The sequence below is a fragment of the Bradyrhizobium lablabi genome (assembly GCF_900141755.1).
GTDB classification, from domain to species: domain Bacteria; phylum Pseudomonadota; class Alphaproteobacteria; order Rhizobiales; family Xanthobacteraceae; genus Bradyrhizobium; species Bradyrhizobium lablabi_A.
Genome location: NZ_LT670844.1, coordinates 4,343,390 through 4,368,843, shown reverse-complemented (window position 1 = coordinate 4,368,843; position 25,454 = coordinate 4,343,390). Strand labels below are relative to the sequence as shown.

The window sequence follows — 25,454 nt, the reverse complement described above, 5'->3', positions numbered from 1 at the left end:
AAATGGAGGCTCTTTCACTTCGAGATCGCAGAACGTTCCCTGGCCGCCTCGATCATTGTCTCAGCCATTTTGCCATATATCGTTTCCCAAGCGCGGAAAACTTCAGGCGTGAAGTCATCGCCCAGGAATTCCGCGAGCGTCAGCAACAGCGCATGCCGAACCTTTTCATGATCGGCTCGATCGATGTTGTAATCGCGGTGACGCCGGCCGCTCGCGGGAGGTGCGTCCGGAGACCTCCGAAATCCCGTCCAGGATTTGGACGCGGCAAGTCGTGCAGCGCGCTTGTCCGCCGCATTGATGGTGGTGCGGCATCCTGTTGCGGATGGACACATCAAGCAATGTCTGGCCAGCGGAGGCTTCGACCGCCATGTCCTGAAAATAGGTCACTCTGGGCACGGTGCGACTTCCTCGATGGCAAGACACTTAAGGTGCCCCGTAACTTGTGCCGCGCTATCGCGGCAATCCTTGACAGCTATCAAGGCGTGCCGAGGTCCCAAACCTATGCTTCGCCGTTGCGTTGATCTCCACTGAGACTTCAACGCTTAATCAACGCGATCCGGCCGAACGTCTAGTTATTCGGAACCGGAGCCTTGGTTCGGGGGTAGCGGCGCCGAGTTCGCCTCCTGCCTGGACTCCTCATGCTGATCGATCTTCGACATCACCGGCGCGCCAGGCTCAAAGCGAACACGATAGACCCCGAGATTTTCCATCACGCGCTGGACGTAGTTTCGCGTTTCGGAGAACGGAATGCGTTCGACCCAGTCGACCGCATCCACGTTGGGATCGCGGGGATCGCCGAACTGCTTCACCCATTCCCGAACGCGGCCCCGGCCGGCATTGTAGCCGGCGAAGGTCATGATCTGGGAGCCGGCATATTCCTTGAACAGCGCGCTGAGCTCGGCGGCGCCCATCTGCGTGTTGTAGACGGGATCGGAGACCATCCGATCCCAATCGTACTCGACGCCGAACCTCTTGGCGGTATCGCGGCCTGCTTCCGGCGTTACCTGCATCAGACCGACCGCGTTTGCCGACGACTTGTCGCGCTGGTCGAACGCACTTTCGGTGCGAACGACTGAATAGATGACGCTGCGATCAATTGCGGGGGCGATCTGAGTATGCTGCGGGATCCCGATCGTCGGGAAAGCATAGGGGTCCAGCGCCAGACCGCGGGCCAGTGCCGCCTTGCCGAGCTCCAGCATGGCCCGTGCATCGCCCCTTTGCGCAGTGAGTTCTCCGATCGCGGCCAGCAAAGCGATGTCATCACTCTGATCGGCGAGGTCGGCGGCAAAACTCCTGATGACGTCGCGTTCGCCGAGCGTATAGAGCATGTCAGCGGCGCGCGCGCGTTCGTCCGAAACTGGCGAACCGCTCTCCGGATCGGGTTGCGGCGGGATTCTCAGCTCGGTCTTCTCGAAGCCGAGCTTGGCGCGCGCAAGCTGTCCGTAATAGGCCGTGCCATGGCGGGCAGCGGCTTCATATTCGGCGCGCATCTCCTCGTTCTTGCCTTCCGCCTCGGCGACACGGCCTCGCCAATAATGCGCTCTTGCGATCACGATCGGATTGGTCGCGCCATCGTCAATATGGGCGAAATGCCCGCGCGCGGTTGCGGGATCATTGAGATAGCGCAACGCGATCCAGCCGGGCATGAAATGGAAATCCGCCCGGTAATACGGATCCACCGGCAGCGCGGCATTGCGCACCACCTGATAAGCGTCGGGGAAATTTCCCATGTCGAGCAGCTTGCGCGCGAGCGTCCGCCGCTCGCGCCACCATTCGTCCGTGTCCTGCTGCGGCATGGTATCGGCGGGGACCGCCAGCATTAGACCCGTTGCGTCGGCAATCTGTCCCTGGCGAACCATCCAATGAATCCGGCAGAGCATGTAGCCCAGGTCCTGCCGCGCCGCGGGTTCGACGGCGTTGAGCAGGTCTTTCGCCTTGTCAGCGTTGGTCATGACCGCAGCACAAGCCTTCACGATCGACACACCGTCATCGCCGACCCGGCGCGCGGCGCGCATGGCGGTCGAAAAATCCTTGGCGCCGATGCGCTTGTCCATGCGGGCACGATGGTCGTCGCGGCTCAAAAGGTCGCGGAAAGTGTCGAACGCCTCCCCCTCGATACGTTCGGCTAATTCCTCCGAACGCCAGGTGTCGCGAACCAGGCGTACGGCGCCGTCGCGGTCGCCTTCTGCGAGAAGCACCCGCGCCAGCGCGAAGCGGCCCTTGGCGCTCGCCGGCTGATCGCCGGTAAAGCCATGAACCGTCGCGGCATCGCTGCGCTCCTGCCACAGGCACGCTTCCGCGCGCCGGCGCATCTGGCCCATGCTCGGCCACCCCGGATTATCGGCAAGGAAGGTCGCATAACGGTTGAAATTCGCGGCACCGTCCGGATGTCGCAGGATGAACCATTCGACGAGTTTTTGGGCGGCCGGATCGCCGATGGCTTTCTCCGCGGCCGTCGCGTCGGCAGTCTTGGCCTTGCGCACCAGATCGATCGCGTTCTTTACCGCGGCAAGGTCACCGGTGAGCGGGGGCGCCTCCGCCTTCTCGGGAGATGATTTGGCAGACGATTCCGATTTGCGCCGCGCCCCATGCTCGGCATGCTTGTCTTTCTTGGGCCCGGCACCGCGGTGATGTTCCGCCTTGCTCGTCGCATCTGCCTTCTTGGCATGCTCAACCTGCTTGGGGCGGGCAAGCGCTAACGCATCACTCGAAAACGAGGCGAGCGCGGCCAAGGCGACGAAGCAACTCAGCGGCCCCAAGCGTTGGTTCATTCCGTGATCCCCCGCGAACCCAACGGCAAGAGTCATGAGATCGCACGATCCGTGCGGCTAGAACTGGATGCAGCCTATCACCAGGGGCTCGCGGCAACTGTCTCACTTCGGCAACATCCGAAGGAAAAGCAGCGGCGCGATGGAACTCAACGTAAAACTGTCGCGAAGGCGTTAACCTTATTACCTTACCGCAGCTTGCTGAGCAGTGCGATCAATGTCTCGCGCTCCCTGGCGTCGAGCGGCGCCAGCGTTTCTCGCGTGATCGCGAGCGCGTTCGGCGCCGCCTTTTCGGCGACCTGCTGGCCCGCGCGCGTCAGGCTGACCAAGAGGCGCCGGCCGTCTTCGGGATCGGCGCTGGTCTCGGTCAGGCCACGCGCGGTGAGCCGATCGATCACGCCCTTGATGGTCGCGACATCCATCGATGTCAGCCGTCCGAGCTGATTCTGCGAGCACGGCCCGGTCTCGGCGAGTTTTGAAACCGCCGCCCATTGCGTCGGCGTTAGATTGATTCCGATTTCCTTCGCAAAGATCGCGGCGTGGCGCTGCCACACCTGGCGCAGGATGAAGCCGATCTGCTCGTCGAGAATGTAGCCGGGCCGCGCAGGTTTTAAGCTCCGTTTGGCCGAAACACTCCTGGTCATTTACGTTCCCGCCCCTGTTTTGCCCCGTCGCCTGCGATCACAGCGCCAGATGCGCGTCTCGCACGTCCGGACGCGCGTCGAGCTCGGCCATGGTGCCGGAAAAGCAGATGCGGCCGCGCTCGATGATGTAGGCGCGGTCGGAAATCAGCCGCGCGAAATGCAGGTTTTGTTCTGACACGACGATGCTGACGCCTTCCTTCTTCATGGTCAGGATGGCGTCGACCATCTGCTCCACGATCTTCGGCGACAATCCTTCCGAGGGCTCGTCGAGCAGCACCAGCGACGGGTTGCCCATCAAGGTCCGCGCGATGGTCAGCATTTGCTGTTCGCCGCCGCTCATACGCCCGCCCGGACGACCGCGCATCTCGCCGAGATTCGGGAACAGCGCGAATAATTTTTCCCGAGTCCAGTGCGGTGCGTTCGGCCTCATTGGTTGGCGGCCGACTTCGAGGTTTTCCTCAACCGTCAGGTCCGTAAAAATGCGCCGCTCTTCCGGCACATAACCGAGCCCGCGGCTGACGATCGCATGCGTCGGCTGGCTCGAGACATCCTTGCCCTCGAACACGATGCGGCCGGTGCGCTGCGCGACCAGACCGACGATCGAGCGGAAGGTCGTGGACTTGCCGGCGCCATTGCGCCCGAGCAGCGCCACCACCTCGCCGTCGCCGACCTCGAGCGCGATGTCGAACAGGATGTGCGCCGGGCCATAATGACTATTGAGTCCCTCGACCGCTAGCTTCATGCGCTCGCTCCCTCGCGATGGCGGGCGTCGTAGACCAGGCCCTCGCCGAGATAGATGGCGCGGACTTGCGGGTTGCGGCGGACTTCCTCGGGCGAGCCTTCCGCGATCAAGGTGCCGCGATTGAGCACGAGAATGCGGTCGGCGTGTTCGAACACGACATCCATGTCGTGCTCGGTGAAGAGCACACCGATCGATTTTTCCCGCGCAATGCCGGCCGTCAGCCGCATCAGCTCGATGCGCTCGCGCGGCGCCATGCCGGCGGTCGGCTCATCCATCAGCAACAGTTTGGGCTGGTTGGCGAGCGCGATCGCAAGCTCCAGCCGCTTCAGATCGCCATAGGCGAGTTCGCCGCAGGGACGTTCGGCATAGCCGCCCATGCCAACCAGTTCCAACAGGCGCATGGCCTCCTCCGGCGCAAACCGCGGCGTCGAAGACCAAAGATTGAATAACTGCCGGTGATACGACACCAACGCGACCTGGACGTTCTCGCGCACTGTCATGGTCGGAAATGTCGCGGTGATCTGGAAGGTGCGGCCGACGCCGAGCCGCCAGACCGCGCGTGGCTTCTTGGCCGTGGTGTCCTGGCCGAGCAGATGGATCCGGCCGCTGTCGGGGACATTCTGGCCGTTGAGCATGTCGAAGCAGGTGCTTTTCCCCGCGCCATTGGGCCCGATCAGCGCCAGGATTTCGCCGGCTCGAAGCGCAAACGACACGCCGCGCACCGCATGGACGCCGCCATAGGATTTGCTCAGGCTTTCGACGGACAATAGCGTCGGCGCGGTGCTCATTCGGCGGTCTCGATCCGGGAATTGAGAAGGGCGGACTTTGGCGACAACGAGCGGCGGCGATTGCGGATCGTCTCCAGCATCCCGACGATGCCTTTGGGGAAGGCGACCACGATCAGGACAATGACAGCGCCGAGCACGAGCTTTGACAGATCGGTCTGGCTCACCAGCCAGATGTTGAGGGCCTTGTAGACGATGGCGCCGACGACTGCGCCGGAGACGGTCTCGACGCCGCCGAGCAGCACCATCACCAGCGCATCGACCGAGAGCGAGATGCCGAGGCTGTCCGGAAACACGCTGCCCTTGAGATACGCAAACAGCGCGCCGGCGATACTGGCGACAGTGCCCGCGATGACAAAAGCCGTCCACTGGATGCGCTTGCCGTCGATGCCGACGGCTTCACCGCGCAAGGGCGAATCCCGCGTCGCGCGCAGCGCGAAGCCGAACGGCGAAAATACCAGGATGCGGAGCGCTGCGACCGCAAGCGCGGCGACGAGGATCGACAGCCAGTAAAAATGCGACGGGCTCGACGCCCATTTCTCGGGCCAAACTCCCAATATGCCGTTATCGCCGCCGGTCACTTCGACCCACTGGAACGCGATCGACCATACGATCTGGGCGAAGGCCAATGTCAGCATGGCGAAGTAAACGCCAGACAGTTGCACGGCGAAGAATCCGAATACCGCGGCGCCGAGACATCCGAGCAACGGGCCGAGCAGCAGGCAAGCGATCATCGGCAGCCCGGCGAGTTTTGCCAGTAACGCGACGCCATAGGCGCCGAGCCCGAAATAGGCGGCATGGCCGAACGAAGCGAGCCCGCCAACCGACATCAGGAAATGCAGGCTGGCGGCAAAAATGACAAAGATCGCGATTTCCGAGCCGACCGTGAGCGCGTAATTGCCGCCGACCAGCGGCAGCGCCGCCGCCAGCGCCAGCGCGACGATCGACGCCAGCCGTTCGTTCGACGTCAGCGGACGCCAGGGATTTACAGTGAGCCCCGGCGTGCGGCGCGCTGCAGCCTCCTGCTTGCCGAACAATCCCCAGGGCCGCACGATCAAAACCGCGGCCATCACAAGGAATACGAGAATGATGGAAATCTTCGGAAAGATCAGAATGCCGAAGGCGTTGAGTTCCGACACCAGCACGGCTGCGACAAAGGCGCCGATGATGCTGCCGAGACCGCCGATCACCACCACCACGAAGACGTCGACGATGATCCGCAAATCCATCGCGTGATTGACCGCATCGCGCGGTATCTGCAGCGCGCCACCGAGAGCAGCGAGAAAGACCCCGAGCGCGAACACGCTGGTGAACAGCCATTTTTGATTGACGCCGAGCGCCGCCACCATGTCGCGGTCCTGCGTCGCGGCGCGCACCAGCACGCCCCAGCGCGTCCGCTGGAACATCAGCCAGAGCACGCCGAGAACGACCGGGCCGAGCACGATCAGGAACAGATCATAGCTCGGGATGTTCTGGCCGAAGAAATCAACCGCCCCCTTGAACCCGGGGGCGCGGCGGCCGAGCAGGTCGCTCGGCCCCCAGATCAGCACCACCAGGTCCTCGACCATCAAGGTGAGGCCGAAAGTCGCCAATAGCTGGAACAATTCGGGCGCGTGATAAATCCGCCGCAGCAGCACCATCTCGACCAGCACGCCGACGGCCGCGACCACCAGCGCGGCGGCGACGATGCCGCCCCAAAATCCGATCGCGCCGGAAAAACGTTCGGTCAGCGTGAACGCCACGTAGGCGCCGAGCATGTAGAACGCGCCATGGGCGAAATTGACGATGCGCGTGACGCCGAAGATGATCGACAGCCCAGAGGCCACCAGAAACAGCGACGCTGCGCTGGCAAGACCGGTCAGGAACTGAACGATGTAAAAGGCCATTTGTATCCGTGCTAGCGCGCGTTTCAGTGCAGTTGCTTCATCCTTCGAGACGCGGCCAAGTGGCCGCTCCTCAGGATGAGGTCTTCCCCTTCACCTCTCCCCGCTTGCGGGGAGAGGTCGGAGACGAAGCGATAGCGAAGTCTCCGGGTGAGGGGGACTATCCGCGTGTCCGAATCTGCGGATAGGGCCCCTCACCCCGACCCTCTCCCCGCAAGAGCGGGGCGAGGGAGAAGATCGACTCACTCCTTCGGACGCAGCTTCTCCACTTCCGCATCACCAGGCAGATAGTCCGAACCCTTGCGATAGGCGGTATCCACCATGATGCCCTTGCCGTCCTTCACCGCAGTCTTGCCGACGAAGGCGCCCAAGGTCGACTGATGATCGATCTTGCGGAAGGTGATCTCGCCGAACGGCGACGGCACCGACAAGCCTTCGGTCGCCGCGATCAGCTTTTCGGGGTCGGTGGAGTTGGCCTTGGCGAGGATCGCGGCGGCCGACTTGATGGTCTGGTAACCGACGATCGAACCGAGCCGCGGATAGTCATTGTACTTGGCCTGATACGCCTTGAGGAAGGCATCGTGCTCCGGCGTCTTGATCGAGTACCAGGGATAACCGGTGACGATCCAGCCCTCCGGCGTCTCATCCTTCAGGGGATCGAGATATTCCGGTTCGCCGGTCAGGAACGAGACCACGGTGCGATCCTTGAACAGGCCGCGGGTGTTGCCTTCACGCACGAACTTGACGAGGTCGGCGCCGAAGGTGACGTTAAGGATCGCTTCGGGATTGGCGGCGGCGAGCGCCTGCACCACCGGGCCGGCGTCGATCTTGCCGAATGGCGGCCACTGCTCATCGACCCACTGGATGTCGGGCCGCTTCTCCGACATCAGCTTCTTGAACACCGCGACCGCCGACTGGCCGTATTCATAATTCGGCGCGATCGTCGCCCAGCGTTTTGCCGGCAATTTTGCCGCCGCCTCCGCCAGCATCGCCGCCTGCATGTAGTTCGAGGGGCGCAGGCGGAAAGTGTAGCGATTGCCCTTGGCCCAGGTGATGGCGTCGGTCAAAGGTTCGGCCGCCAGGAAGAAAACCTTTTTCTGGTTCGCAAAATCGCTCACCGCCAAGCCGATATTGGACAGAAACGTGCCGGTCAGCATCGCTACATTCTCGCTCGACACCAGCTCGTTGGCGGCGGTCTGCGCGTCGGCGGGCTTGCCGCCGTCATCCTTGGAGATGACGACAAGCTTCTTGCCGTTGATGCCGCCGGCCGCATTGATTTCCTCGACCGCGAGCTGCCAGCCCTTGCGATAGGGTTCAGTAAAAGCCGGCAACAGCGAGTAGCTGTTGATTTCGCCGATCTTGATTTCGCTCTGCGCCATGGCGGTATTCGCCATGCCGGCAACGATGATCGCCAATGCCGCGCCGAAGAAGTATCTGCTAATTTGCATCCCTTACCTCCGTGTCCAAAAGAAAATTACCGTAGACCGTCCTCGCCTTTGACTTCCGCAACCGTCAAGCCGCCGACCCGCGGCAACGGCCGGCCGCTGTCGGTGACCGCGACCGCCACCATGATCTCGTTGGCGCGGGGCGCGTCGTTGATCTGCACTTCCATGCCGTCGAAATGGCTGCGCACGAACGCCGCATCCTTGTGACCGAGCGGAATGTCCAATGTCGTGCCCGGCCCGCTGCGCTTTTTCGACGACGGAATCAGCGCCGCGCCCTTGCCCAATACCTTCCGCACCGGAGCGCCCATTTTGGGATGCAAGATCGCGGCCGCATGTTCGAGCTCGCCGTTTTCGCCGACCGCGGCGGCCTTGCCGTAGCTTTGCGCCTTGGCGCCGTCGATCCCGAGCGCCGCGACCGCCTTTTTCGAGAGCAACTCGCCGAGTTCCTCGCCGATCGCGATCAAAGGCGAGAGGTCTTCGACATATTTGCCGGCAAACGGGTTTTCGATCACGGCAATGGCCGCGGCGCGGCGCGTTGGCGGGTTAACCGTCTTCCCCATCTCCAGCCGCGTTTCCTCGACGACGGTGACGATCTTGCGAATGACCGCGCTCATGGTTGTCCGCCTCGTTCTCTGATGTAAATGATCTCACGCATGCATCGCGCTTTCGATTGGACGCTTGCGAAGCTGCGCGCGCAATCCCGGCATCTCCATCGCTTTCGTCCCCACGATGACCATCTCGCCCTGTAGCCGCAAGGCAGCACCGTCGATCAATCCCGCCGCGAGCAGCTTTCGCGCGCAGGCGGCACCGGATTCAAGCGCATCCTCGATTTCGCCTGCTGACAATTCGCCGACGCTATGTGTGACCAGCCGCGCGCCAAGGTCGCTGTCGGGCTGCAGGTCGTTTGCCGGACAGCGGATGATGGCGGCATGTCCGGGCAGATCGACGGTATTGGCAATGATGGTCGCAGCCGCGTCAGCTTGCGAGGCAGTTCGGGCCAACACGGTGACGGCGTCGGCAACGCCGAGCGAAAAACTGCGGCCGTGACGGCCGCTGGTGGCAACGCCGCGCGAGGGATCACCGGCATCAATGATCATGGTCCGCATCAAGCCGGATGCGTCCGGCCGCTCCGCAAGGCCCACCACAAAATGCTCGCCCTCCGCGAGATGCAGCGCGATGTCGCCGCCATTGTTGACATAAGCGCGCGTCAGCTGTGCCTCTTCCAGCATCGCGCCGAGAATCTCTTCGGCCACGGCGCCCGCGACAGCGGCCATCGGCGTGATAAAACAATCGGCGGCATAAGGCGCCACCGCATCATGCATGCGGCGCGCGACGCCGCCTTGCAGCAGGTTTCGCCTGGGATCGGCTGCCTGGCGCAACATTGGCAACTCACTGCAGAGTTCATCGAGCAAGCCGGTAAAACGCCGCGCGGCCGCCTCATACGCCTTGCGCAAATCCCTCTCGCTGCCGCGTGCCTCCACGATCAGGTCGATCGGACCGTCCTGCAGATGAAGCCGCCTGCCGTCCGGCAAAAGCCCGATCTGCGGCGTTCGCGTCATGCGCGCGCTCCCGCCGCTGATGGCGGGGAAAGCGTCTGACGGAATTCGGCGCTGTCCTTCAGCGACGCCAGCGGACGCACGTGATCCATATGGCCGCCGAGTGCCGCATAGTCCGACAGTTTCAGCGTGAACTCGATCGGCGCCACCAGCGCCGGCGTCGGAACATAGCCGAAGGCGCCGGCCGGCAATCGCGTGACATCGACCATGAAGGTGATGCCGCCGCCCGGCCAGACATAGACCGGCGCGCCGCCGCTGGTCACCCGCGTCAGCGCCTCCTTCACCGATCGCGTCAGACGCACCGGATTGTCGGTGACGCCGGCGCGCAGCGATCCACCGGCGCCACCCATGAACAACACGGTGCACAGCGCCGGTTCGCAATTCTCCTGGATCCGCTCGACCGAGAATTTCAGGTCGGCCGGCATCTCTTTCTCGACAGGCCTCAGCGCCTCGTCGAGTTCGTAATAAGCCGCATGCTCACCGGTCGTGGAGACCATCAGCATGGTCATGCCGGGCCGCGCCTTCTTCGCATCGAACGGACCCAGCACCGAGAGCGGATCGGAAATTTTGGTGCCGCCCCACCCCGTGCCGGGTTCGGCGACCTGGAAATACCGGCCCGGCGTCGAACGCCGCCCCTTCATCTTGATCCCGGTGTCGGGAATATCCAGGAGCTTGCCGGCCTGATGTTCACTGAGAACGCCGGTGATGTGGTCGTCCACCACCACGACCTCATCGACCTTGCCGTGCCATTGTTTTGCAAACATGCCGATGGTCGCCGAGCCGCAGCCGACGCGCATGCGCTCTTCCGCGACGCCGTTGACGATCGGCGGATAGCCGGCCTGCACCACCACCGTGGCGCCGCCGTCGATCGTGAGCTCGACGGGCTTGCAATTGCTGAGATCCATTAACGCGTCGCAGGTAACGCGGCCTTCTTTCTTCGAGCCGCCGGTCAGATGATGCACGCCGCCGAGCGAGAGCATCTGCGAGCCGTATTCGCTGGTCGTGACGTGGCCGATCGCCTCGCCTTGCGCGCGGACCGTCGCGGTCTCGGGGCCGAGATAACGGTCGGTGTCGATCTTCACCTTGACGCCGCAATAGCTGAAGATGCCTTCGGTCACCACGGTGACCATGTCGACGCCGTCGATCTCGGAGGAGACGATGAAAGGCGCCGGCTTGTAATCGGGATAGGTGGTGCCGGCGCCGATCGCCGTGACAAAGACGCTGGGCTCGTGGACGATCTTGCCGTCCCAATCACCGGTGGCCTGGAACGGCACCAGCCGTCCGCCATGGGACACCGTTCGCTCCAGCACGATATGGGGATCGACGCGCACCAATTCGCCATTGTGATTGGCGTAGCGATCGCAGGCGCCCGCTGCCCCCGGCTTGATGTAGCACATGACAGGGCAGGCATCGCAGCGGATCTTGTCGTCGGCGGCAGCGCTCGTCGGTTCGGTCAGCATGAACAAGCTCTCAAAGCCAGCGTCAAACTGTCGGATTAGTAACGACGCATGATCAACGAATTTCGGGTGGCGGCGCGTTCAATATCCCGTCTGCCGCCGTCCGGGCTTTTTGTTCGTATACAAACGATGTTGCGCGCGTTGTGAAAACCTGTCAAGCGTCGTTGGGAGCGAAAAACGCCGCTGCCGAATAAAAGCGCAAATTGCCCACGATGTCTGTTCACAAACCGGGCAAGGCGTTGCAGCGCGGAAGCGGCGGCTTGCACGTTTGTATACAAACGGTATCTTTGCAGCGGGTTTGAACCGCGATGTTTGCGACTTAAACGTCCGTCCGGGACCATGAGCATGACGCAGACCACGATCCGCCTGACGGTTAACGGCCGGATTCATGATGTCAGCGCCGACCCTGATACCGCGCTGCTTTACGTGCTACGCAACGATCTCGAATTGAACGGGCCGAAATACGGTTGCGGGCTAGGGGAATGCGGCGCTTGCGCCGTGCTGATCGACGGCGTCGCGGCGCGCGCCTGCGTGATCCCGATCGATGGCTGCGTCGGGCGCGAGATCGTAACGCTGGAGGGCCTGGGCTCGCGCGAACATCCCGACCCGGTGCAGGACGCCTTTATCAAGGAACAGGCCGCGCAATGCGGTTATTGCCTCAACGGCATGATCATCAGCACCAAGGCGCTGCTGCTGCGCAACCCGAAGCCATCCAAGGCGGAGATTGAAGAAGCGCTGCACTACCATTTGTGCCGATGTGGCGCGCATATCGAAATCATGCGCGCCGCGATGCGGGCGGCAGGCCACCTCGCCGAGGCGCAAGATTGATGGCCGCGCCAGGCTCTCCGGACAATCGCACGATTCTCGCCGGCGCACTGTCGGTGGTGCGCCCGGCCGGGTCGGACGGCACGTTCGAAACTTTTGTCAAGATCACGGCTGATGGGTCGGTCACCGCCTTCAACGGGCATGTCGACCTCGGCACCGGAATCCGCACTGCGCTCGGACAGATCGTCGCCGAAGAACTCGACGTCTCCTTTGCGCGCGTCGTCGTCGTGCTCGGCGATACTTCGCGCGTACCCAATCAGGGCGCGACGATTGCGAGCGAAACGATCCAGATCACGGCGGTTCCCCTGCGCAACGCCGCGGCCCAGGCGCGGCGTTTTTTGATCGCGCGCGCCGCGGAGCGGCTTGAGCTTCCCGTTGAAGACCTCACAATCGAGGACGGCCTGATCCGCGGGCGCGACAACCGCAGCGTCAGCTACGGCGAATTGATTGCCGGCGAGACCATCCGGCTCGAGCTTGCCGAAGATGTGCCGGTGAAGCCGGTGAATGCCTACACCATCGTTGGGCAATCGCAGCCGCGCGTCGATCTGCCGGCAAAAGCGACCGGTGAACTGGTCTATGTCCACGACGTCCGCGTGCCCGGCATGCTGCATGGCCGCGTCGTGCGTCCGCCCTATGCCGGCGTCGATGCCGGCGCTTTTGTCGGCACCAGCCTGATCGCGGTCGACGAAACCTCGGTGCGCGATATTCCGGGACTGGTCGCCGTCGTCACGATCGGCGATTTCGTCGGCGTCATCGCCGAGCGCGAGGAAAACGCGATCAAGGCGGCGGCACAGCTTCGGGTCACATGGAAGCCGACGCCGAATTTGCCCGATCTCAAGGACGTCGCCACCGCGCTGCGCGCCAATCCCTCAACGCCGCGGACCCTGATCGACAAGGGCGACGTCGATGCTGCCATTGCCGCCGCCGCAAAGCCGATGCAACGGACCTACATCTGGCCTTACCAGATGCACGGTTCGATCGGTCCGTCCTGCGCTGTCGCCGACTATCAGGACGGGCACATCAAGGTGTGGTCCGGCACGCAAAATCCCCACCTCCTGCGCGCCGATCTCGCGCTGCTGCTGGCGCGCCCGGAGACCGACATCGATTTGATCCGGATGGAGGCCGCCGGCTGCTACGGCCGGAACTGCGCCGACGACGTTTCAGCCGACGCGGTGCTTCTATCGCGCGCGGCCGGCCGGCCCGTCCGCGTGCAATTGACGCGCGAACAGGAGCACGCCTGGGAGCCAAAGGGCGCCGCGCAACTGATGGACGTCAAGGGCGGGTTGAATGAGGACGGCAGCGTCGCGGGCTACGATTTTGCCACACGCTATCCATCCAACGGCGCGCCGACTTTGGCATTGCTGCTGACCGGCACGATCGCGCCGATCGCGGACGTATTCGAGATGGGCGACCGCACCGCGATCCCGCCTTACGATTACGACACCATGCGTGTAGTCGTGCACGACATGCCGCCTATCGTCCGCGCGGCCTGGCTGCGCGGCGTCTCGGCATTGCCGAACACGTTTGCGCATGAATCCTATATCGACGAACTCGCCGCTGAGGCCAGCGTCGATCCGATCGAATATCGCCTGCGTTACTTGAAGGACCCTCGCGCGGTCGATCTCGTCAACGCGGTGGCCGAGCGCGCCGGCTGGACTCCACGTCCGCACCGGCAAGAACCCAAAGCCGAAGGCGACATCGTGCGTGGGCGCGGCTTTGCCTACGCGCTCTATGTGCACAGCAAGTTTCCGGGTTATGGCGCGGCGTGGTCGGCCTGGATCGCCGACGTCGCCGTCAACAAGGCGACCGGCGATGTCAGCGTGACGCGCGTGGTCGCGGGTCAGGATTCCGGGCTGATGATCAATCCGGACGGCGTCCGCCACCAGATCCATGGCAACGTCATCCAGTCGACGAGCCGCGCGCTGATGGAGGAAGTCTCATTCGACCGCAGCTTCGTGACGAGCCGCGAATGGGGCGCCTACCCCATCATCAAATTTCCTGAATTGCCAAAAATCGACGTCTTGATGCTGCCGCGCCAGGATCAGCCGCCGCTCGGCGTCGGCGAATCCGCCTCCGTCCCGAGTGCAGCGGCCATTGCCAACGCCATCTATGATGCCACCGGCGTGCGGTTTCGCGAATTGCCGTTCACGCCGGAACGCATTCTCCGGGGATTGCACGGCGAACAGCAGGCGGCGCCCAGCGTAACATCGTTGGCGGCCCCGACGCTGGCGGCTTCGAGCGACAAATGGCAAAATCCATTTGCAAAGCGTCGTGGCGTACTCGCAACCGTTGCGGCTTTATGTGCTGCGGTGGTTGGCATCGGAACCGCCGTGCTGCCTTGGCGAGCGATCGCGCCGATCGCGCGGCCTGAAGCGTCGACCTATTCGCAAGCGACCATCGCGCGCGGCCGGCAATTGGCCGCGCTCGGCGACTGCGCGGTCTGTCACACCGACGCGAACGGCGCGATCAATGCCGGCGGCCGCGCCATCGAAACGCCGTTCGGCACGATCTACTCAACCAACATCACCCCCGACGTCGAAACCGGCATCGGCGCATGGTCCTATCCCGCCTTTGAGCGCGCGATGCGCGAAGGCATTCACCGCGACGGGAGGCATCTCTATCCGGCATTTCCATATCCGCATTTCGCCAAGGCCATCGATGCCGACCTGCAGGCGCTCTATGCTTTTGTGATGGCGCAGTCGCCAGTGCGCGCCGTAACTCCAAAGAACACATTGGCGTTTCCGTTCAATCTGCGTCCGCTAATGGCGGGATGGAATGCGCTGTTCCACCAAGCAACCGTGTTCGAACCCGACGCGACGAAGTCGGAGACATGGAATCGCGGCGCCTATCTGGTCGAAGGCCTTGGCCATTGCGGCGCCTGCCATTCGCCGCGCAATGCGCTCGGGGCTGAGACGGCAAAGGCCTATCTCGCAGGCGGTTTCGCGGAAGGCTGGGAAGCGCCGCCGCTGACCTCGCTGTCGCACGCGCCGATCCCCTGGAGCGAGGACGAACTGTTTGCCTATCTGCGCAAGGGAGAATCCCGCTTTCACGGCGTCGCCGCGGGCCCGATGGCACCGGTGGTGAAGGAGCTTGCGGCGTTACCCGATCAGGACATCCGCGCCATGGCGGTCTATCTCGCCTCGTTCAACGAGAACGCGATCTACAGGGCGGCACAGGACGCCCTCGCCGCGAAACTTGAAACCTCAACCGGCACCCGGGCAGTCTCGGCCTCGCCGATCGGCGTGCGCCTTTATGAAGGCGCCTGCGCGGTTTGCCATGCGGTGGGCGGCGCGCCGCTGTTCGGCAGCCGGCCGTCGTTGGCACTGAACAGCAATCTGCACAGCGCTGTTCCCGACAATCTGATCCAGGTGATCCTGCACGGCATCGCCGTTCCAGCCTCGAGCGATCTCGGCTACATGCCGGCCTTCAAGGACAGCATGACCGACGCCCAGATCGCCGAACTGGTGGCGTATCTGCGGCAGCAATTCGCCCCCGACAAGCCGGCCTGGACCGGGGTAGCGGGCGCCATTCGCCAAGCCCGACAAGGGGTTACGCGCTGACCTGCCATGCCCGGCCAAAACCCACTGGTTGCATGGCTTCCGGCGCGATACAGTTTCAGTATGGCAGTCACAGATATCGCATCGCGTACCTACAATCACGGCTGGCGGCTCGACCCGATCGTGCGCAGCCTGCTCGATACCGATTTTTACAAGCTGTTGATGCAGCAAATGATTCGGGAATTTTATCCGAATCAGCAGGTGACCTTTTCGGTGATCAACCGCTCGCGGCATGTGCGGCTTGCCGAAATCATCGACGAGGGCGAACTGCGCGCCCAGCTCGATCACGCCCGCACCATTCGCTTTTCCAAGAAGGAGCTGATCTGGCTCGCCGGCAATACCTTCTACGGCAAGACCCAGATGTTCTCGCCTGACTTCATCAACTGGCTTAGCAACTTCCGCCTGCCCGAATATGAGCTGCACAAGGTCGACGGCCAGTACGAACTGCATTTTCATGGGCCATGGACCCACACCACGATGTGGGAGATTCCGGCACTCGCCATTCTCAACGAATTGCGCTCGCGCCAGGTGATGAAAGGCCAAGGGCGCTTTGTCCTCGACGTGCTCTATGCCCGCGCCAAGGCAAAGCTGTGGAGCAAGGTCGAGCGGCTGCGCAAATTGGAAGGCTTGAGGCTTTCGGATTTCGGAACCCGCCGCCGCCACGGATTTTTGTGGCAACGCTGGTGCGTTGAGGCCGTCAAGGAAGGCCTCGGCCCCTCCTTCACCGGCACCTCTAATGTGTTGCTGGCGATGGACAATGATCTGGAAGCGATCGGGACCAACGCGCATGAATTGCCGATGGTGGCGGCCGCGCTCGCCAACGACGACACCGAATTGCGCTGGGCGCCGTATCGTATCCTCGATCAATGGCGTCATACCTATGGCGGCAATCTTCTGATCGCGCTGCCCGACGCCTTCGGCACCAAATCGTTCCTGCGCGACGCGCCGGAATGGGTAGCGGACTGGACCGGCTTTCGCCCCGACAGCGCGCCGCCGATCTCGGCCGGCGAAGAAATCATAAAATGGTGGAAGCAGAAGGGCCGCGATCCCAAGGAAAAACTCCTGGTGTTCTCCGACGGCATGGACGTCGGATCGATCGAGGAGACGTTTCGGCATTTCGCCGGGCGGGTGCGGATCAGCTTTGGCTGGGGCACCAACCTGACCAACGATTTCGTCGGCTGCGCGCCGGACGGTTCGGTCGATCTCGATCCGATCTCGATCGTGTGCAAAGTGACATCGGTCGACGGCCGGCCGGCGGTGAAACTCTCGGACAATCCGGAAAAGGCCACCGGCAGCGCGTCCGAAGTGGAGCGCTATTTGCGCGTCTTCGGCGACGCCGGCCGCGTCCGCACCGCGGTGCATGTGTGAGGCGGGTCGTCGCTAGCGGGCTCGCCGCCCTTCTCCCTCGCCCCGCTCTTCGCGGGGAGAGGGCGGGGTGAGCGGCTTTCGCCGCGAACGCTGAAGCACGATAGATGCGGAGGCTCCCCCTCACCCGGATTGCTTCGCAATCCGACCTCTCCCCGCAAGCGGGGCGAGGTGATTAGAGTTCGCGCGAACGCCTCTAGGGGCTAGCCCCATTCTCTCTCGAAAGTTCGTCCAGCAATTTATCCAGCGCTTCGCTGCCGGCTTGCTGGGCGGCCCGGTACGAACGGTAGCCGGAGCCGGAAATCTTGACGCCCATCGCCTGGCGCCGGCGCCTTATCTCCCAGCAGAAGGGATCGGCCCCATCACTGCTGCGGCTGACGACGACGTAATAAGTTCGGTTCCTGTTGTCGGGATGCATACTCAATCAAAGGGCGGCCGAATACGACCGGCCGCCCGCTCCTTAATCTGCACGCCGGCGCGATTACTTCATCGCCTCGTAGACCGCGAAGGTGTAAGCGCCTTCCGGCTTCTTGGTGATCACGGGATCGGAGCCGCCCGACATCAAGGTCGCAACCGTGCGGTCGTAATCCTTGACGTCGAGCTTGCCGTCGGCTGGCCCGAGCAGTTTTGCGATTTCGCCCATCATCCGCTTCTGGTCTTTTTCGGTCTTCGCGCCGGTGGAGTCGCCGGCGAGGATGATCTTCACGGCTTCATCCGGATGGCTCTTGGCGTAGTCCCAGCCCTTCATCGAGGCCTTGACGAATTTCGCCATCTTGGCGACGAACGCCGGGTCCTTCAGGTTCTTCTCCAATACCCAGAGACCGTCCTCCAGCGTGGCGACGCCCTCGTCCTCATATTTGAAGACGACGAGCTGGCTCGGCTTGTAGCCGCCGTCGATGACCTGCCAGTATTCGTTGTAGGTCATGGTTGAAACGCAATCGGCCTGCTTCTGCAGGATCGGGTCGACGTTAAAGCCCTGCTTGATGATCTTGATGCCGCCCGCAGAACCGTCGGTCTTGTAGCCGAGCTTCGACATCCAGGACAGGAACGGATACTCGTTGCCGCCATACCAGATGCCGATGGTCTTGCCCTTGAAGTCGGTCGGCTTCTTGATGCCGGTATCGGCGCGGCAGGTCAGCTCCAGCCCCGACTTCTTGAAGGTCTGGGAGATATTGACCAGCGGCACGCCCTTCTCGCGCGACGCCAATGCCGACGGCATCCAGTCGACGACGACATCGGCGCCGCCGCCGGCGATCACCTGCGGAGGAGCGACGTCCGGGCCGCCCGGCTTGATGGTGACGTCGAGGCCCGCGTCTTTATAAAAACCCTTTTCCTTGGCCACGAAGTAACCGGCGAACTGGGCCTGCGCGACCCATTTCAGCTGGATGGTGACCGTGTCTGCCGCTTGCGCCGTCGCCAGCGACAAACCCATTGTCATGCCCGCTGCCAGTGCCACTATGTTCTTCATTCGATACTCCGAAGCTTTGAGAACCCGCCGAACTAGGTTCGATAGGATGGATGCCAGAAAGTGGTCGCGCGCTCGGCGAGCGCGACAAGTCCGTAAAAAGCCATTCCCGCGAGCGCGGCGAGCGCGATTTCCGCCCACACCATGTCGATCGCCATGCGTCCGGCTTCCGTCGAGATGCGAAAGCCGATGCCTTGCGTCGGCGTCCCGAAGAATTCGGCGACGATCGCGCCGATCAGCGCCAGCGTGGCGTTGATCTTCAATGCGTTGAAGATAAACGGCAACGCCGCCGGCAGATAGAGCTTTGTCAGGGTCTGCCGATGGTCGGCGCCATAGGAGCGCATCAGGTCGCGCTCCATATGCCCGGACGCCGACAGGCCGGCGAGCGTATTCACCAGCATCGGGAAGAACGTCACCAGCGCCACCACGGCGGCCTTCGACGGCCAGTCGAAGCCGAACCACATCACCATGATCGGCGCCACGCCTACCAGCGGCAATGCCGAAAAGAAATTGCCGAGCGGCAGCAGGCCGCGGCCGAGAAACGTAAAACGCTGCGCGACGATCGCGACCAGCAGCCCCGCGCCGCAGCCGATGACATATCCGATCAACACGCCGCGCACGAAGGTTTGGACGAAATCCGCACCGAGCGTCGGCAGGGATGCCGCGAATCTCGCCGCCGCCTTGCTCGGCGCCGGCATGATCACCGGCGATACGCCAAAACCGCGGACGCCGACCTCCCAGAGATAAAACACCACCGCGCCGAACAAGAGTGGTACCGCGAGGTTGAGCGCCCGGCGCGGCCCCTGATCGCGCGGACGGCTCGCTGCAAGCTGCATCACGCAAAGCGCCGAGGCGAGCCAGACCGCCAGCACCATCGACCAGAAGCCCGCCGCGGCAGAGCCCGCGACGGCGGGGTCGCCGAGCAAGGCGAGCGTAGTGGCTGATCCGCTCAACACGCCGGCAAGACCGAGCACGACCGCCAGCGATCCGCCGCCCAAGGCGCAGGCTGCGAACAACAGCACGGCCGCGATCGTCAATGCCAGCGGCACCGGCCGCGCCGTCAACACCGCGGCCGTCTCGCTCGAGAGCGGCAGCGCCAGCGCCGCGAGCATGCCTGCCGCGGCGAGGATGAATCCCAATTTGAGCTTGCGCGGGTTCATGGCCGCGCTCCCATGCGCAAACCGACTAGGCGCTCGGTAAGGTCGACGAAGCCAATCAGACCCGAGGCGAGAATGGCGGAAGCGAGCAGCGCCGACCAGATCTGGATGGTCTGTCCGTAATAGGAGCCGGCCAGCAGCCGGGCGCCTATGCCGGCCTCGCCGCCGGTCGGCAGTTCGGCGACGATGGCGCCGATCAGCGAGATCGAAATCGCAACCTTCAGGCTCGCAAAGAGATAAGGCACCGCCGACGGCCAGCGCAGTTTTGAAAGCACCTGCCGCGGGGTCGCCGACCAGGTCCGCATCAGATCGAGCTGCATCGGATCGGGGGCGGTGAATCCCTTCACCATCCCGATCGTGATCGGGAAGAAGCACAGATACGCCGAGATGATCGACTTCGGCAGCAGGCCCTGCAATCCCATCGCGCCGAGCACCACGACGAAGATCGGCGCCAGCGCCAGGATCGGCACCATCTGCGAGCAGATGATCCAGGGCAACAGGCTCTTCTCCAATACCCGGCTGTGGACGATCATCAGCGCCAGCGCGATACCGAGCAGCGCGCCCAGCACGAAGCCAAGAAGCGTTGCCGACAGCGTCACCGCGGAATGATAGACGAGGCTGCGCGGCGCGGTCGGCGCATAGCCAAAGACAGAATCGACAAACGCCGAAATCACCTGATGCGGCGCCGGCAGCAGCGGCCGCTCCGCGCTCATGGTGCCCTCCAGCAGATCCGACACCGTGTACGGCGTCTCCTCCCGCTCAAAACCGTCGCGCACCAGCGAAAGGTTCATCAGCACCGCGGCGACGTACCAGATCGCGATCAGCGCCAGCACGATGGTTGCGATCGGCGCATAGCGCTCGACCAGCGGATGGCGCCGCAGCGCGCCTGCGCCCGACGCGGGGAGAGCGAGCGCGTTACTCGTCATGCGAGCTACTCGTCATAGGCGCTACTCGTCATAAGAGTGCCCTGCGCGAAGGCCGGTGCGCACGCGCTGCGCGATCTTCAAGAATTCCGGCGTCTCGCGGATTTCTAGCGTACGGTCGCGCGGAAAATCGCAATCGATGACATCGATGATGCGGCCGGGCCGCGGCGACATCACCACGATCTTGGTCGACAGGAATACCGCTTCCGGAATCGAGTGGGTAACGAACAAGACCGTCTTGCCGGTCTTGTCCCACAATTGCAGCAATTGCTCATTGAGATGATCGCGGACGATCTCATCGAGCGCGCCGAACGGCTCGTCCATCAAGAGCAGCGCCGGATCGAACGACAGCGCGCGCGCAATCGAGACCCGTTGCTGCATGCCGCCGGACAATTGCCAGGGAAATTTTCGTTCGAAGCCGGTGAGGTTGACCAGCGCGAGGTAGCGCGCCGCGCGGCTCTTCTGCTCGCTATCGGAAAAACCCATGACCTCCAGCGGCAGCTTTAGATTCTTCTCGATCGTGCGCCACGGAAACAACGCCGGCGCCTGGAACACATAGCCATATCGCCGCCCGAGCCGCGCCTGCTCCGCGCTCATGCCGTTGACGAGAAGCGTGCCTGATGTCGGCTGCTGCAGATCGGCGATCAGGCGCAGCATCGTGGTCTTGCCGCAACCGGAAGGACCGATGAAGGAAACGAATTCGCCGTCGGCGACCTGCAAGGACACGTTCGACAGCGCATCGACCTTGCCGTCTGATGTCTCGAACGTCAGCGAGACATTGCGAACATCGACCGCGAGGCGTTGCGGTGTCGAGACTGATTTAACCGTGGCAGCCGCGTCGTTGCTCATGCGTACCGGTTCGCTTCGAACGGCGAATGATTCTCGCCCGTCCGCTCGCAGCGTAACGCGCGGATCATCGGGCTTCAATGACTTCGACACTTGCGGCGCCATGGGCAAATAGTGGCAAACGCCGATGCGCTTGGCGCGCTCAATGTTTGCGCAATGCGGAGATATTAATGGGCAAGACAACCATCGGTGCCAAACATGGTCCCATCGGATTTTCAGATAGCCAAAAAGCGCCGGGATTTTTTGACTTGCGCCGGGTGCCGTCTCATACTTTGCGCGCGGCGTCTCGCTGGCTTTTGCGGGAGGCGCGTTTTGTTTTCTTGCACGCGAGCGCCATGAAGCCTGCTCCCTTCAAATACATCGCCGCAACTTCGCTTGCGCACGCGCTTGCGCTCAAAGCCGAGCACGGCGACGAGGCGAAATTTCTGGCGGGCGGACAGAGCCTGATGCCGGCGATGAATTTTCGCCTCGCGCGGCCCGCGATCCTGATCGACATCAACGAGATCGAAGATCTCGCCGGCATTGGTTCGTCCGGCGCGGCGACGCGGATCGGACCGCTGACGCGCTACCGGGCGCTGCAGCGCGATGCGGCGTTTGCACGCGCGTTTCCTCTGATCGCCGAAGCGCTGCCGCATATCGCGCATCCGCAAATCCGCAACCGCGGCACCATCGGCGGAAATCTGTCGCATGCCGATCCGGCCTCCGAACTTCCCGCGGTCGCGCTCGCGCTGCGCGCCCGGTTTCGCGTGCAGACGGCAAAGCAAGAGCGATGGATCGAGGCGCCGGACTTTTTCGTCGGCGCGCTGACGACCGACCTTGGGCCCGATGAGATGCTGGTCGAGATCGAGTTGCCGCCGGCAAAACCGCGGACCGGTTCGTGCTTCATGGAGATCGCGCGCCGGCGCGGCGATTTTGCCATAGCCGGCGTGGCTGCGATGGTGAAACTTGGCGACAAGGGTGAATGCAGCGATGTGCGACTGGCCTTTTGCGGGGTGGGTGAAACGCCGGTCGATGCCGGCGCGGCGGCGGGCGGCCTGATCGGCCACACGCCGACCGAAGCCGCGATCCGCGATGTCGCGGCATCGGTGCAGGCCATGATCGATCCCGGCGGCAACGTTCACGCGACAGCAGACTATCAGCGCCATATCGCCGGCGTTTTGACCGAGCGCGCGCTGCAGACGGCCTATCAGCGGGGGCGCGATGGACACTGACGATCACGACATCACGCTCACGGTGAACGGCACAAAATATCAGCGCCGCGTCGAGTCGCGCCTGCTGCTCAGCGACTTCCTGCGCCACGATCTGGTGCTGGCCGGCACCCATGTCGGCTGCGAACACGGCGTCTGCGGCGCCTGTACCATCCTGCTCGACGGCCAAGCCGTGCGCTCCTGCCTGATGCTCGCCGTGCAGGCCAACAACCATGACATCTCGACCATCGAAGGGCTTGCGAACAAGGATGGCGGATACCATCCGCTGCAGCAGGCGATGCACGATCATCACGGCCTGCAATGCGGTTACTGCACGCCGGGTATTTTGATGACCATGAGCGCATTCCTCGACGAAAACGCTTCACCCAGCGAAGACGAAGTGCGCGAAGCGTTGTCGGGTAATCTGTGCCGCTGCACCGGATACCAGAACATCGTCGATGCCGTGATGGCGGCGGCGGAACGGATGCGGGGCTGACGCCAGATGTCCACGCGTACCTTCGGCGAACCGATCAAACGCAATGAGGACCGCCGGCTTCTCACCGGCCAGGCCTTGTTCATCGATGACCTCGAGCTGCCGGGCATGCTGCACGCCGCCTTGCTGCGCAGCCAGGTCGCGCATGCGCGAATCCTAAAGGTCGATGTTTCCAAGGCGTTGCAGCGGCCCGGCGTCGTCGCGGCCTACGCCGCCGGCGACCTCGGCGATTATTGGCAGCCCGGGCCGATCCTGGTGCCGCCTCCCCCGATCGAGGGCACCATCTTCAACGCGCGCACCCAGGTTCCCCTGGCAAAAGACAAGGTGCGGCATGTCGGCGAGCCCTTGGCGATCGTGATCGCGGAGAGCCGCTACATCGCCGAGGATGCGCTCGAAGACATCGAGCTCGAACTCGAGCAGCTTCCGGCGGTGGTCGATCTGGAAAAAGGCCTGCGCGAAGGATCGGCGCTGGTCCACGAGGACCTCGGCTCCAATCTTTCGGCGCACGTCCGTCAGACCAAGGGCAATTATGCCGCGGCCGCGGCCAAGGCCGATCATCTGATAAAACGGCGTTTCCGGTATGAACACGGCATTTCATCGCCGATCGAAACCCGGGGCGTGGTTGCGCAATGGGATGCGCGCGCCAACCAGATGACGATCTGGGATACGACCCAGGCGCCGGTGTTCGTCCGCAACGGCCTTGCCGGCATCCTTGGACTGAACGAGCGGCAGGTTCGCGTCATCGCGCCCTTCGTCGGCGGCGGTTTTGGGCCGAAGATTATGATGTTTTACCCCGAGGAGGTGCTGCTTCCCTGGGTGTCGATGAAGCTGAACCGGCCGATCAAATGGATCGAGGACCGGCTGGAGCATTTTTTCGCCACCACCCATGAGCGCGGACAGATCCACGACGCGGAGATCGCGCTTTCCAAAGATGGCCGGATCCTCGGCATCAGGGACGTGTTCCTGCACGACGGCGGCGCCTACGATCCCTACGGGCTGACGGTGCCTATCAACAGCCAATGCACCCTGCTCGGACCCTATGTGGTGCCGAACTACGACAGCACGTTCACGCAAGTGTTCACCAATCTGCCGATCGTCACGCCCTATCGCGGCGCCGGACGTCAGCACGGCGTGTTCGTGATGGAGCGCCTGCTTGATTTTGCGGCGCATGAACTGAACATCGACCCCGCAGAGATCCGGCGGCGGAATCTGATTCCGCCAGACGCGTTCCCGTACAACAACGGAATCATCTATCAGGATTTTGGAGTACTCGAATACGACAGCGGCAATTACGAGCCGGTGCTCGACCTCGCGCTGGATGCAATCGGGTACAAAACGTTCAGGGACGAACAAGCGGCGGCGCGCCTGCAAGGCCGCCATCTCGGCATCGGCGTCGCCGCTTATGTCGAGGGCACCGGGATCGGCCCCTATGAAGGGGCAAAAGTTCAGGTGCAATCGAACGGCAAGGTCTCTGTCGCCACCGGGATCGGCACCCAGGGTCAGGGACATTTCACGGTGTTTGCCCAGATTGCCGCCGATCAGCTCGGTGTCGCCGTCGGCGATGTCGACGTCGTCACCGGCGATACCGACCAGTTCTACTGGGGCGCCGGCACTTTTGCGAGCCGCGGCGCGGTGGTCGCGGGCAACGCCGTCAATGAAGCCTCCAAGGTGGTGCGCAAGAAGGCCCTAAAGCTCGCGAGCGATCTCTTTGAATGCTCCGAAGATGACCTCGTGGTCGAGAACGGCAGGGTTTCGATCGTGGGAATTCCCGAAAAATTCGTAAAGCTCGGCGATCTCGCCAATCGGGCCAATCCGATGCGCGGCGCGGTCCAACCGGGCACCGAACCGGGGCTCGAATCGACACAATATTTCGGGCCCAAGATGGGGGCGACGGCGAACGGCGTCCACGCCATGATCGTCGAAATGGACCCGCAAACCTTTGACCTGAAGATTTTGAAGTACGTCGTGGTGCACGACTGCGGCACCGTGATCAATCCGATGATTCTCGCGGGGCAAATCCATGGCGGCGTCGCGCAGGGCATCGGCAATGCGTTTTACGAGAAACTGGCATTCGACGATCAGGGACAACTGCTGAACGCGTCGCTCGCCGACTATCTCTTGCCGACCGCGCTGGAGGTTCCCCGGATGGAGCTCGCCCACACCGTGACAAAATCTCCGCTCAATCCGATGGGCATCAAGGGCGCCGGTGAAGCGGGCGCGATCCCCGGTGGCCCGCTGTTCGCGCAGGCGATCGAGGACGCGCTCGACCTGAAAGCGCGCGGCGTCGAACTCCTGGAAATTCCGCTTAGTCCGAGCCGGCTGTTTGAGCTGACAAGAAGTGCGAAGGGCTAACTGC

20 protein-coding genes and 1 pseudogene are annotated in these 25,454 nt (G+C 63.1%); 6 read left to right on the top strand and 15 right to left on the bottom strand.

Annotation, left to right across the window (positions count from 1 at the left end; all coding sequences use genetic code 11):
• Window positions 1–14: 14 nt before the first annotated feature.
• The 11 genes and pseudogenes from B5526_RS39765 to B5526_RS20295 form a co-directional block, all read right to left on the bottom strand.
• Window positions 15–299, bottom strand: a complete 285-nt coding sequence (locus B5526_RS39765; protein ID WP_433994654.1) for a globin domain-containing protein — start codon at window positions 297–299, stop codon at window positions 15–17.
• Window positions 250–369 (bottom strand): annotated as a pseudogene (locus B5526_RS39760) (2Fe-2S iron-sulfur cluster-binding protein); the annotation flags it as partial. The gene B5526_RS39765 and the pseudogene B5526_RS39760, both read right to left, overlap by 50 nt.
• A gap of 203 nt (window positions 370–572) precedes the next feature.
• Complete coding sequence (locus tag B5526_RS20335; protein ID WP_079540951.1) at window positions 573–2,771, bottom strand: lytic transglycosylase domain-containing protein; 2,199 nt, start codon at window positions 2,769–2,771, stop codon at window positions 573–575.
• A gap of 185 nt (window positions 2,772–2,956) precedes the next feature.
• Entirely contained in the window at window positions 2,957–3,412 is a 456-nt protein-coding gene (locus B5526_RS20330) for a MarR family winged helix-turn-helix transcriptional regulator (RefSeq protein WP_079540948.1), read from the bottom strand.
• A 37-nt stretch (window positions 3,413–3,449) separates the two neighbouring features.
• Window positions 3,450–4,154, bottom strand: a complete 705-nt coding sequence (locus tag B5526_RS20325) for an ABC transporter ATP-binding protein (RefSeq protein ID WP_079540946.1) — start codon at window positions 4,152–4,154, stop codon at window positions 3,450–3,452.
• Window positions 4,151–4,942 carry an ABC transporter ATP-binding protein gene (locus B5526_RS20320; RefSeq protein WP_079540943.1) on the bottom strand — a complete coding sequence of 264 codons (792 nt, stop codon included), beginning with the start codon at window positions 4,940–4,942 and terminating at the stop codon, window positions 4,151–4,153. Before B5526_RS20320 ends, B5526_RS20325 begins: the two co-directional genes overlap by 4 nt.
• On the bottom strand, window positions 4,939–6,825 hold the full coding sequence (locus tag B5526_RS20315) for an ABC transporter permease (RefSeq protein ID WP_079540941.1): 1,887 nt from the start codon (window positions 6,823–6,825) through the stop codon (window positions 4,939–4,941). Before B5526_RS20315 ends, B5526_RS20320 begins: the two co-directional genes overlap by 4 nt.
• 239 nt (window positions 6,826–7,064) lie before the next feature.
• Entirely contained in the window at window positions 7,065–8,270 is a 1,206-nt protein-coding gene (locus B5526_RS20310; RefSeq protein WP_079540939.1) for an ABC transporter substrate-binding protein, read from the bottom strand.
• A 26-nt stretch (window positions 8,271–8,296) separates the two neighbouring features.
• Window positions 8,297–8,881, bottom strand: a complete 585-nt coding sequence (locus tag B5526_RS20305; RefSeq protein WP_079540937.1) for an amino acid synthesis family protein — start codon at window positions 8,879–8,881, stop codon at window positions 8,297–8,299.
• A 33-nt stretch (window positions 8,882–8,914) separates the two neighbouring features.
• Window positions 8,915–9,826: a UPF0280 family protein gene (locus B5526_RS20300; RefSeq protein ID WP_079540935.1), complete on the bottom strand. Its 912-nt coding sequence runs from the start codon at window positions 9,824–9,826 to the stop codon at window positions 8,915–8,917.
• Complete coding sequence (locus B5526_RS20295) at window positions 9,823–11,283, bottom strand: 6-hydroxynicotinate reductase (RefSeq protein WP_079540934.1); 1,461 nt, start codon at window positions 11,281–11,283, stop codon at window positions 9,823–9,825. The genes B5526_RS20300 and B5526_RS20295 overlap by 4 nt, the downstream gene beginning before the upstream one ends.
• A 342-nt stretch (window positions 11,284–11,625) precedes the next feature.
• Here B5526_RS20295 and B5526_RS20290 point away from each other — a divergent pair, with 342 nt between their 5' ends.
• From B5526_RS20290 to pncB, 3 genes are read left to right on the top strand one after another with little or no spacing between them, the layout of a single operon-like run.
• A complete protein-coding gene (locus tag B5526_RS20290) occupies window positions 11,626–12,108 on the top strand; it encodes a (2Fe-2S)-binding protein (RefSeq protein ID WP_079545136.1) in 483 nt (160 codons plus the stop codon).
• Window positions 12,108–15,665, top strand: a complete 3,558-nt coding sequence (locus B5526_RS20285; RefSeq protein WP_079540933.1) for a molybdopterin cofactor-binding domain-containing protein — start codon at window positions 12,108–12,110, stop codon at window positions 15,663–15,665. The genes B5526_RS20290 and B5526_RS20285 overlap by 1 nt, the downstream gene beginning before the upstream one ends.
• Before the next feature lie 60 nt (window positions 15,666–15,725).
• Window positions 15,726–17,030, top strand: coding sequence for a nicotinate phosphoribosyltransferase (gene pncB / locus B5526_RS20280; RefSeq protein WP_079540932.1), 1,305 nt, complete (start codon window positions 15,726–15,728; stop codon window positions 17,028–17,030).
• Window positions 17,031–17,508: 478 nt separating this feature from the next.
• On the opposite strand, the gene B5526_RS20270 is transcribed toward pncB, so the two are convergent.
• Genes B5526_RS20270 through B5526_RS20255 form a run of 4 tightly spaced genes read right to left on the bottom strand, consistent with a single transcriptional unit; the run spans window position 17,509 to window position 21,421 of the window.
• On the bottom strand, window positions 17,509–18,495 hold the full coding sequence (locus B5526_RS20270) for an ABC transporter substrate-binding protein (RefSeq protein WP_079540929.1): 987 nt from the start codon (window positions 18,493–18,495) through the stop codon (window positions 17,509–17,511).
• Between the two features lie 32 nt (window positions 18,496–18,527).
• Entirely contained in the window at window positions 18,528–19,652 is a 1,125-nt protein-coding gene (locus B5526_RS20265; RefSeq protein WP_079540927.1) for an ABC transporter permease, read from the bottom strand.
• Window positions 19,649–20,575, bottom strand: coding sequence for an ABC transporter permease (locus tag B5526_RS20260; protein ID WP_079540925.1), 927 nt, complete (start codon window positions 20,573–20,575; stop codon window positions 19,649–19,651). Before B5526_RS20260 ends, B5526_RS20265 begins: the two co-directional genes overlap by 4 nt.
• Window positions 20,576–20,596: 21 nt before the next feature.
• The gene (locus B5526_RS20255; protein ID WP_079545135.1) at window positions 20,597–21,421 is read right to left on the bottom strand and encodes an ABC transporter ATP-binding protein; all 825 of its coding nucleotides are present in this window, start codon (window positions 21,419–21,421) and stop codon (window positions 20,597–20,599) included.
• A 332-nt stretch (window positions 21,422–21,753) separates the two neighbouring features.
• On the opposite strand from B5526_RS20255, the gene B5526_RS20250 reads away from it, so the two are divergent.
• From B5526_RS20250 to B5526_RS20240, 3 genes are read left to right on the top strand one after another with little or no spacing between them, the layout of a single operon-like run.
• A complete protein-coding gene (locus tag B5526_RS20250; protein WP_172842071.1) occupies window positions 21,754–22,629 on the top strand; it encodes an FAD binding domain-containing protein in 876 nt (291 codons plus the stop codon).
• Window positions 22,619–23,101 carry a (2Fe-2S)-binding protein gene (locus B5526_RS20245; RefSeq protein WP_079540921.1) on the top strand — a complete coding sequence of 161 codons (483 nt, stop codon included), beginning with the start codon at window positions 22,619–22,621 and terminating at the stop codon, window positions 23,099–23,101. The genes B5526_RS20250 and B5526_RS20245 overlap by 11 nt, the downstream gene beginning before the upstream one ends.
• Window positions 23,102–23,107: 6 nt before the next feature.
• Window positions 23,108–25,450 (top strand): xanthine dehydrogenase family protein molybdopterin-binding subunit, encoded by a 2,343-nt coding sequence (locus B5526_RS20240; protein ID WP_079540919.1) that lies wholly within the window; start codon window positions 23,108–23,110, stop codon window positions 25,448–25,450.
• Window positions 25,451–25,454: the final 4 nt, after the last annotated feature.

Excerpts from the sequence above, each read along its gene's own strand:
- B5526_RS20335 (WP_079540951.1), bottom strand. The coding sequence starts at position 2,771 with ATGAACCAACGCTTGGGGCCGCTGAGTTGCTTCGTCGCCTTGGCCGCG.
- B5526_RS20330 (WP_079540948.1), bottom strand. The coding sequence starts at position 3,412 with ATGACCAGGAGTGTTTCGGCCAAACGGAGCTTAAAACCTGCGCGGCCC.
- B5526_RS20325 (WP_079540946.1), bottom strand. The coding sequence starts at position 4,154 with ATGAAGCTAGCGGTCGAGGGACTCAATAGTCATTATGGCCCGGCGCAC.
- B5526_RS20320 (WP_079540943.1), bottom strand. The coding sequence starts at position 4,942 with ATGAGCACCGCGCCGACGCTATTGTCCGTCGAAAGCCTGAGCAAATCC.
- B5526_RS20315 (WP_079540941.1), bottom strand. The coding sequence starts at position 6,825 with ATGGCCTTTTACATCGTTCAGTTCCTGACCGGTCTTGCCAGCGCAGCG.
- B5526_RS20310 (WP_079540939.1), bottom strand. The coding sequence starts at position 8,270 with ATGCAAATTAGCAGATACTTCTTCGGCGCGGCATTGGCGATCATCGTT.
- B5526_RS20305 (WP_079540937.1), bottom strand. The coding sequence starts at position 8,881 with ATGAGCGCGGTCATTCGCAAGATCGTCACCGTCGTCGAGGAAACGCGG.
- B5526_RS20300 (WP_079540935.1), bottom strand. The coding sequence starts at position 9,826 with ATGACGCGAACGCCGCAGATCGGGCTTTTGCCGGACGGCAGGCGGCTT.
- B5526_RS20295 (WP_079540934.1), bottom strand. The coding sequence starts at position 11,283 with ATGCTGACCGAACCGACGAGCGCTGCCGCCGACGACAAGATCCGCTGC.
- B5526_RS20290 (WP_079545136.1), top strand. The coding sequence starts at position 11,626 with ATGACGCAGACCACGATCCGCCTGACGGTTAACGGCCGGATTCATGAT.
- B5526_RS20285 (WP_079540933.1), top strand. The coding sequence starts at position 12,108 with ATGGCCGCGCCAGGCTCTCCGGACAATCGCACGATTCTCGCCGGCGCA.
- pncB (WP_079540932.1), top strand. The coding sequence starts at position 15,726 with ATGGCAGTCACAGATATCGCATCGCGTACCTACAATCACGGCTGGCGG.
- B5526_RS20270 (WP_079540929.1), bottom strand. The coding sequence starts at position 18,495 with ATGAAGAACATAGTGGCACTGGCAGCGGGCATGACAATGGGTTTGTCG.
- B5526_RS20265 (WP_079540927.1), bottom strand. The coding sequence starts at position 19,652 with ATGAACCCGCGCAAGCTCAAATTGGGATTCATCCTCGCCGCGGCAGGC.
- B5526_RS20260 (WP_079540925.1), bottom strand. The coding sequence starts at position 20,575 with ATGACGAGTAACGCGCTCGCTCTCCCCGCGTCGGGCGCAGGCGCGCTG.
- B5526_RS20255 (WP_079545135.1), bottom strand. The coding sequence starts at position 21,421 with ATGAGCAACGACGCGGCTGCCACGGTTAAATCAGTCTCGACACCGCAA.
- B5526_RS20250 (WP_172842071.1), top strand. The coding sequence starts at position 21,754 with ATGAAGCCTGCTCCCTTCAAATACATCGCCGCAACTTCGCTTGCGCAC.
- B5526_RS20245 (WP_079540921.1), top strand. The coding sequence starts at position 22,619 with ATGGACACTGACGATCACGACATCACGCTCACGGTGAACGGCACAAAA.
- B5526_RS20240 (WP_079540919.1), top strand. The coding sequence starts at position 23,108 with ATGTCCACGCGTACCTTCGGCGAACCGATCAAACGCAATGAGGACCGC.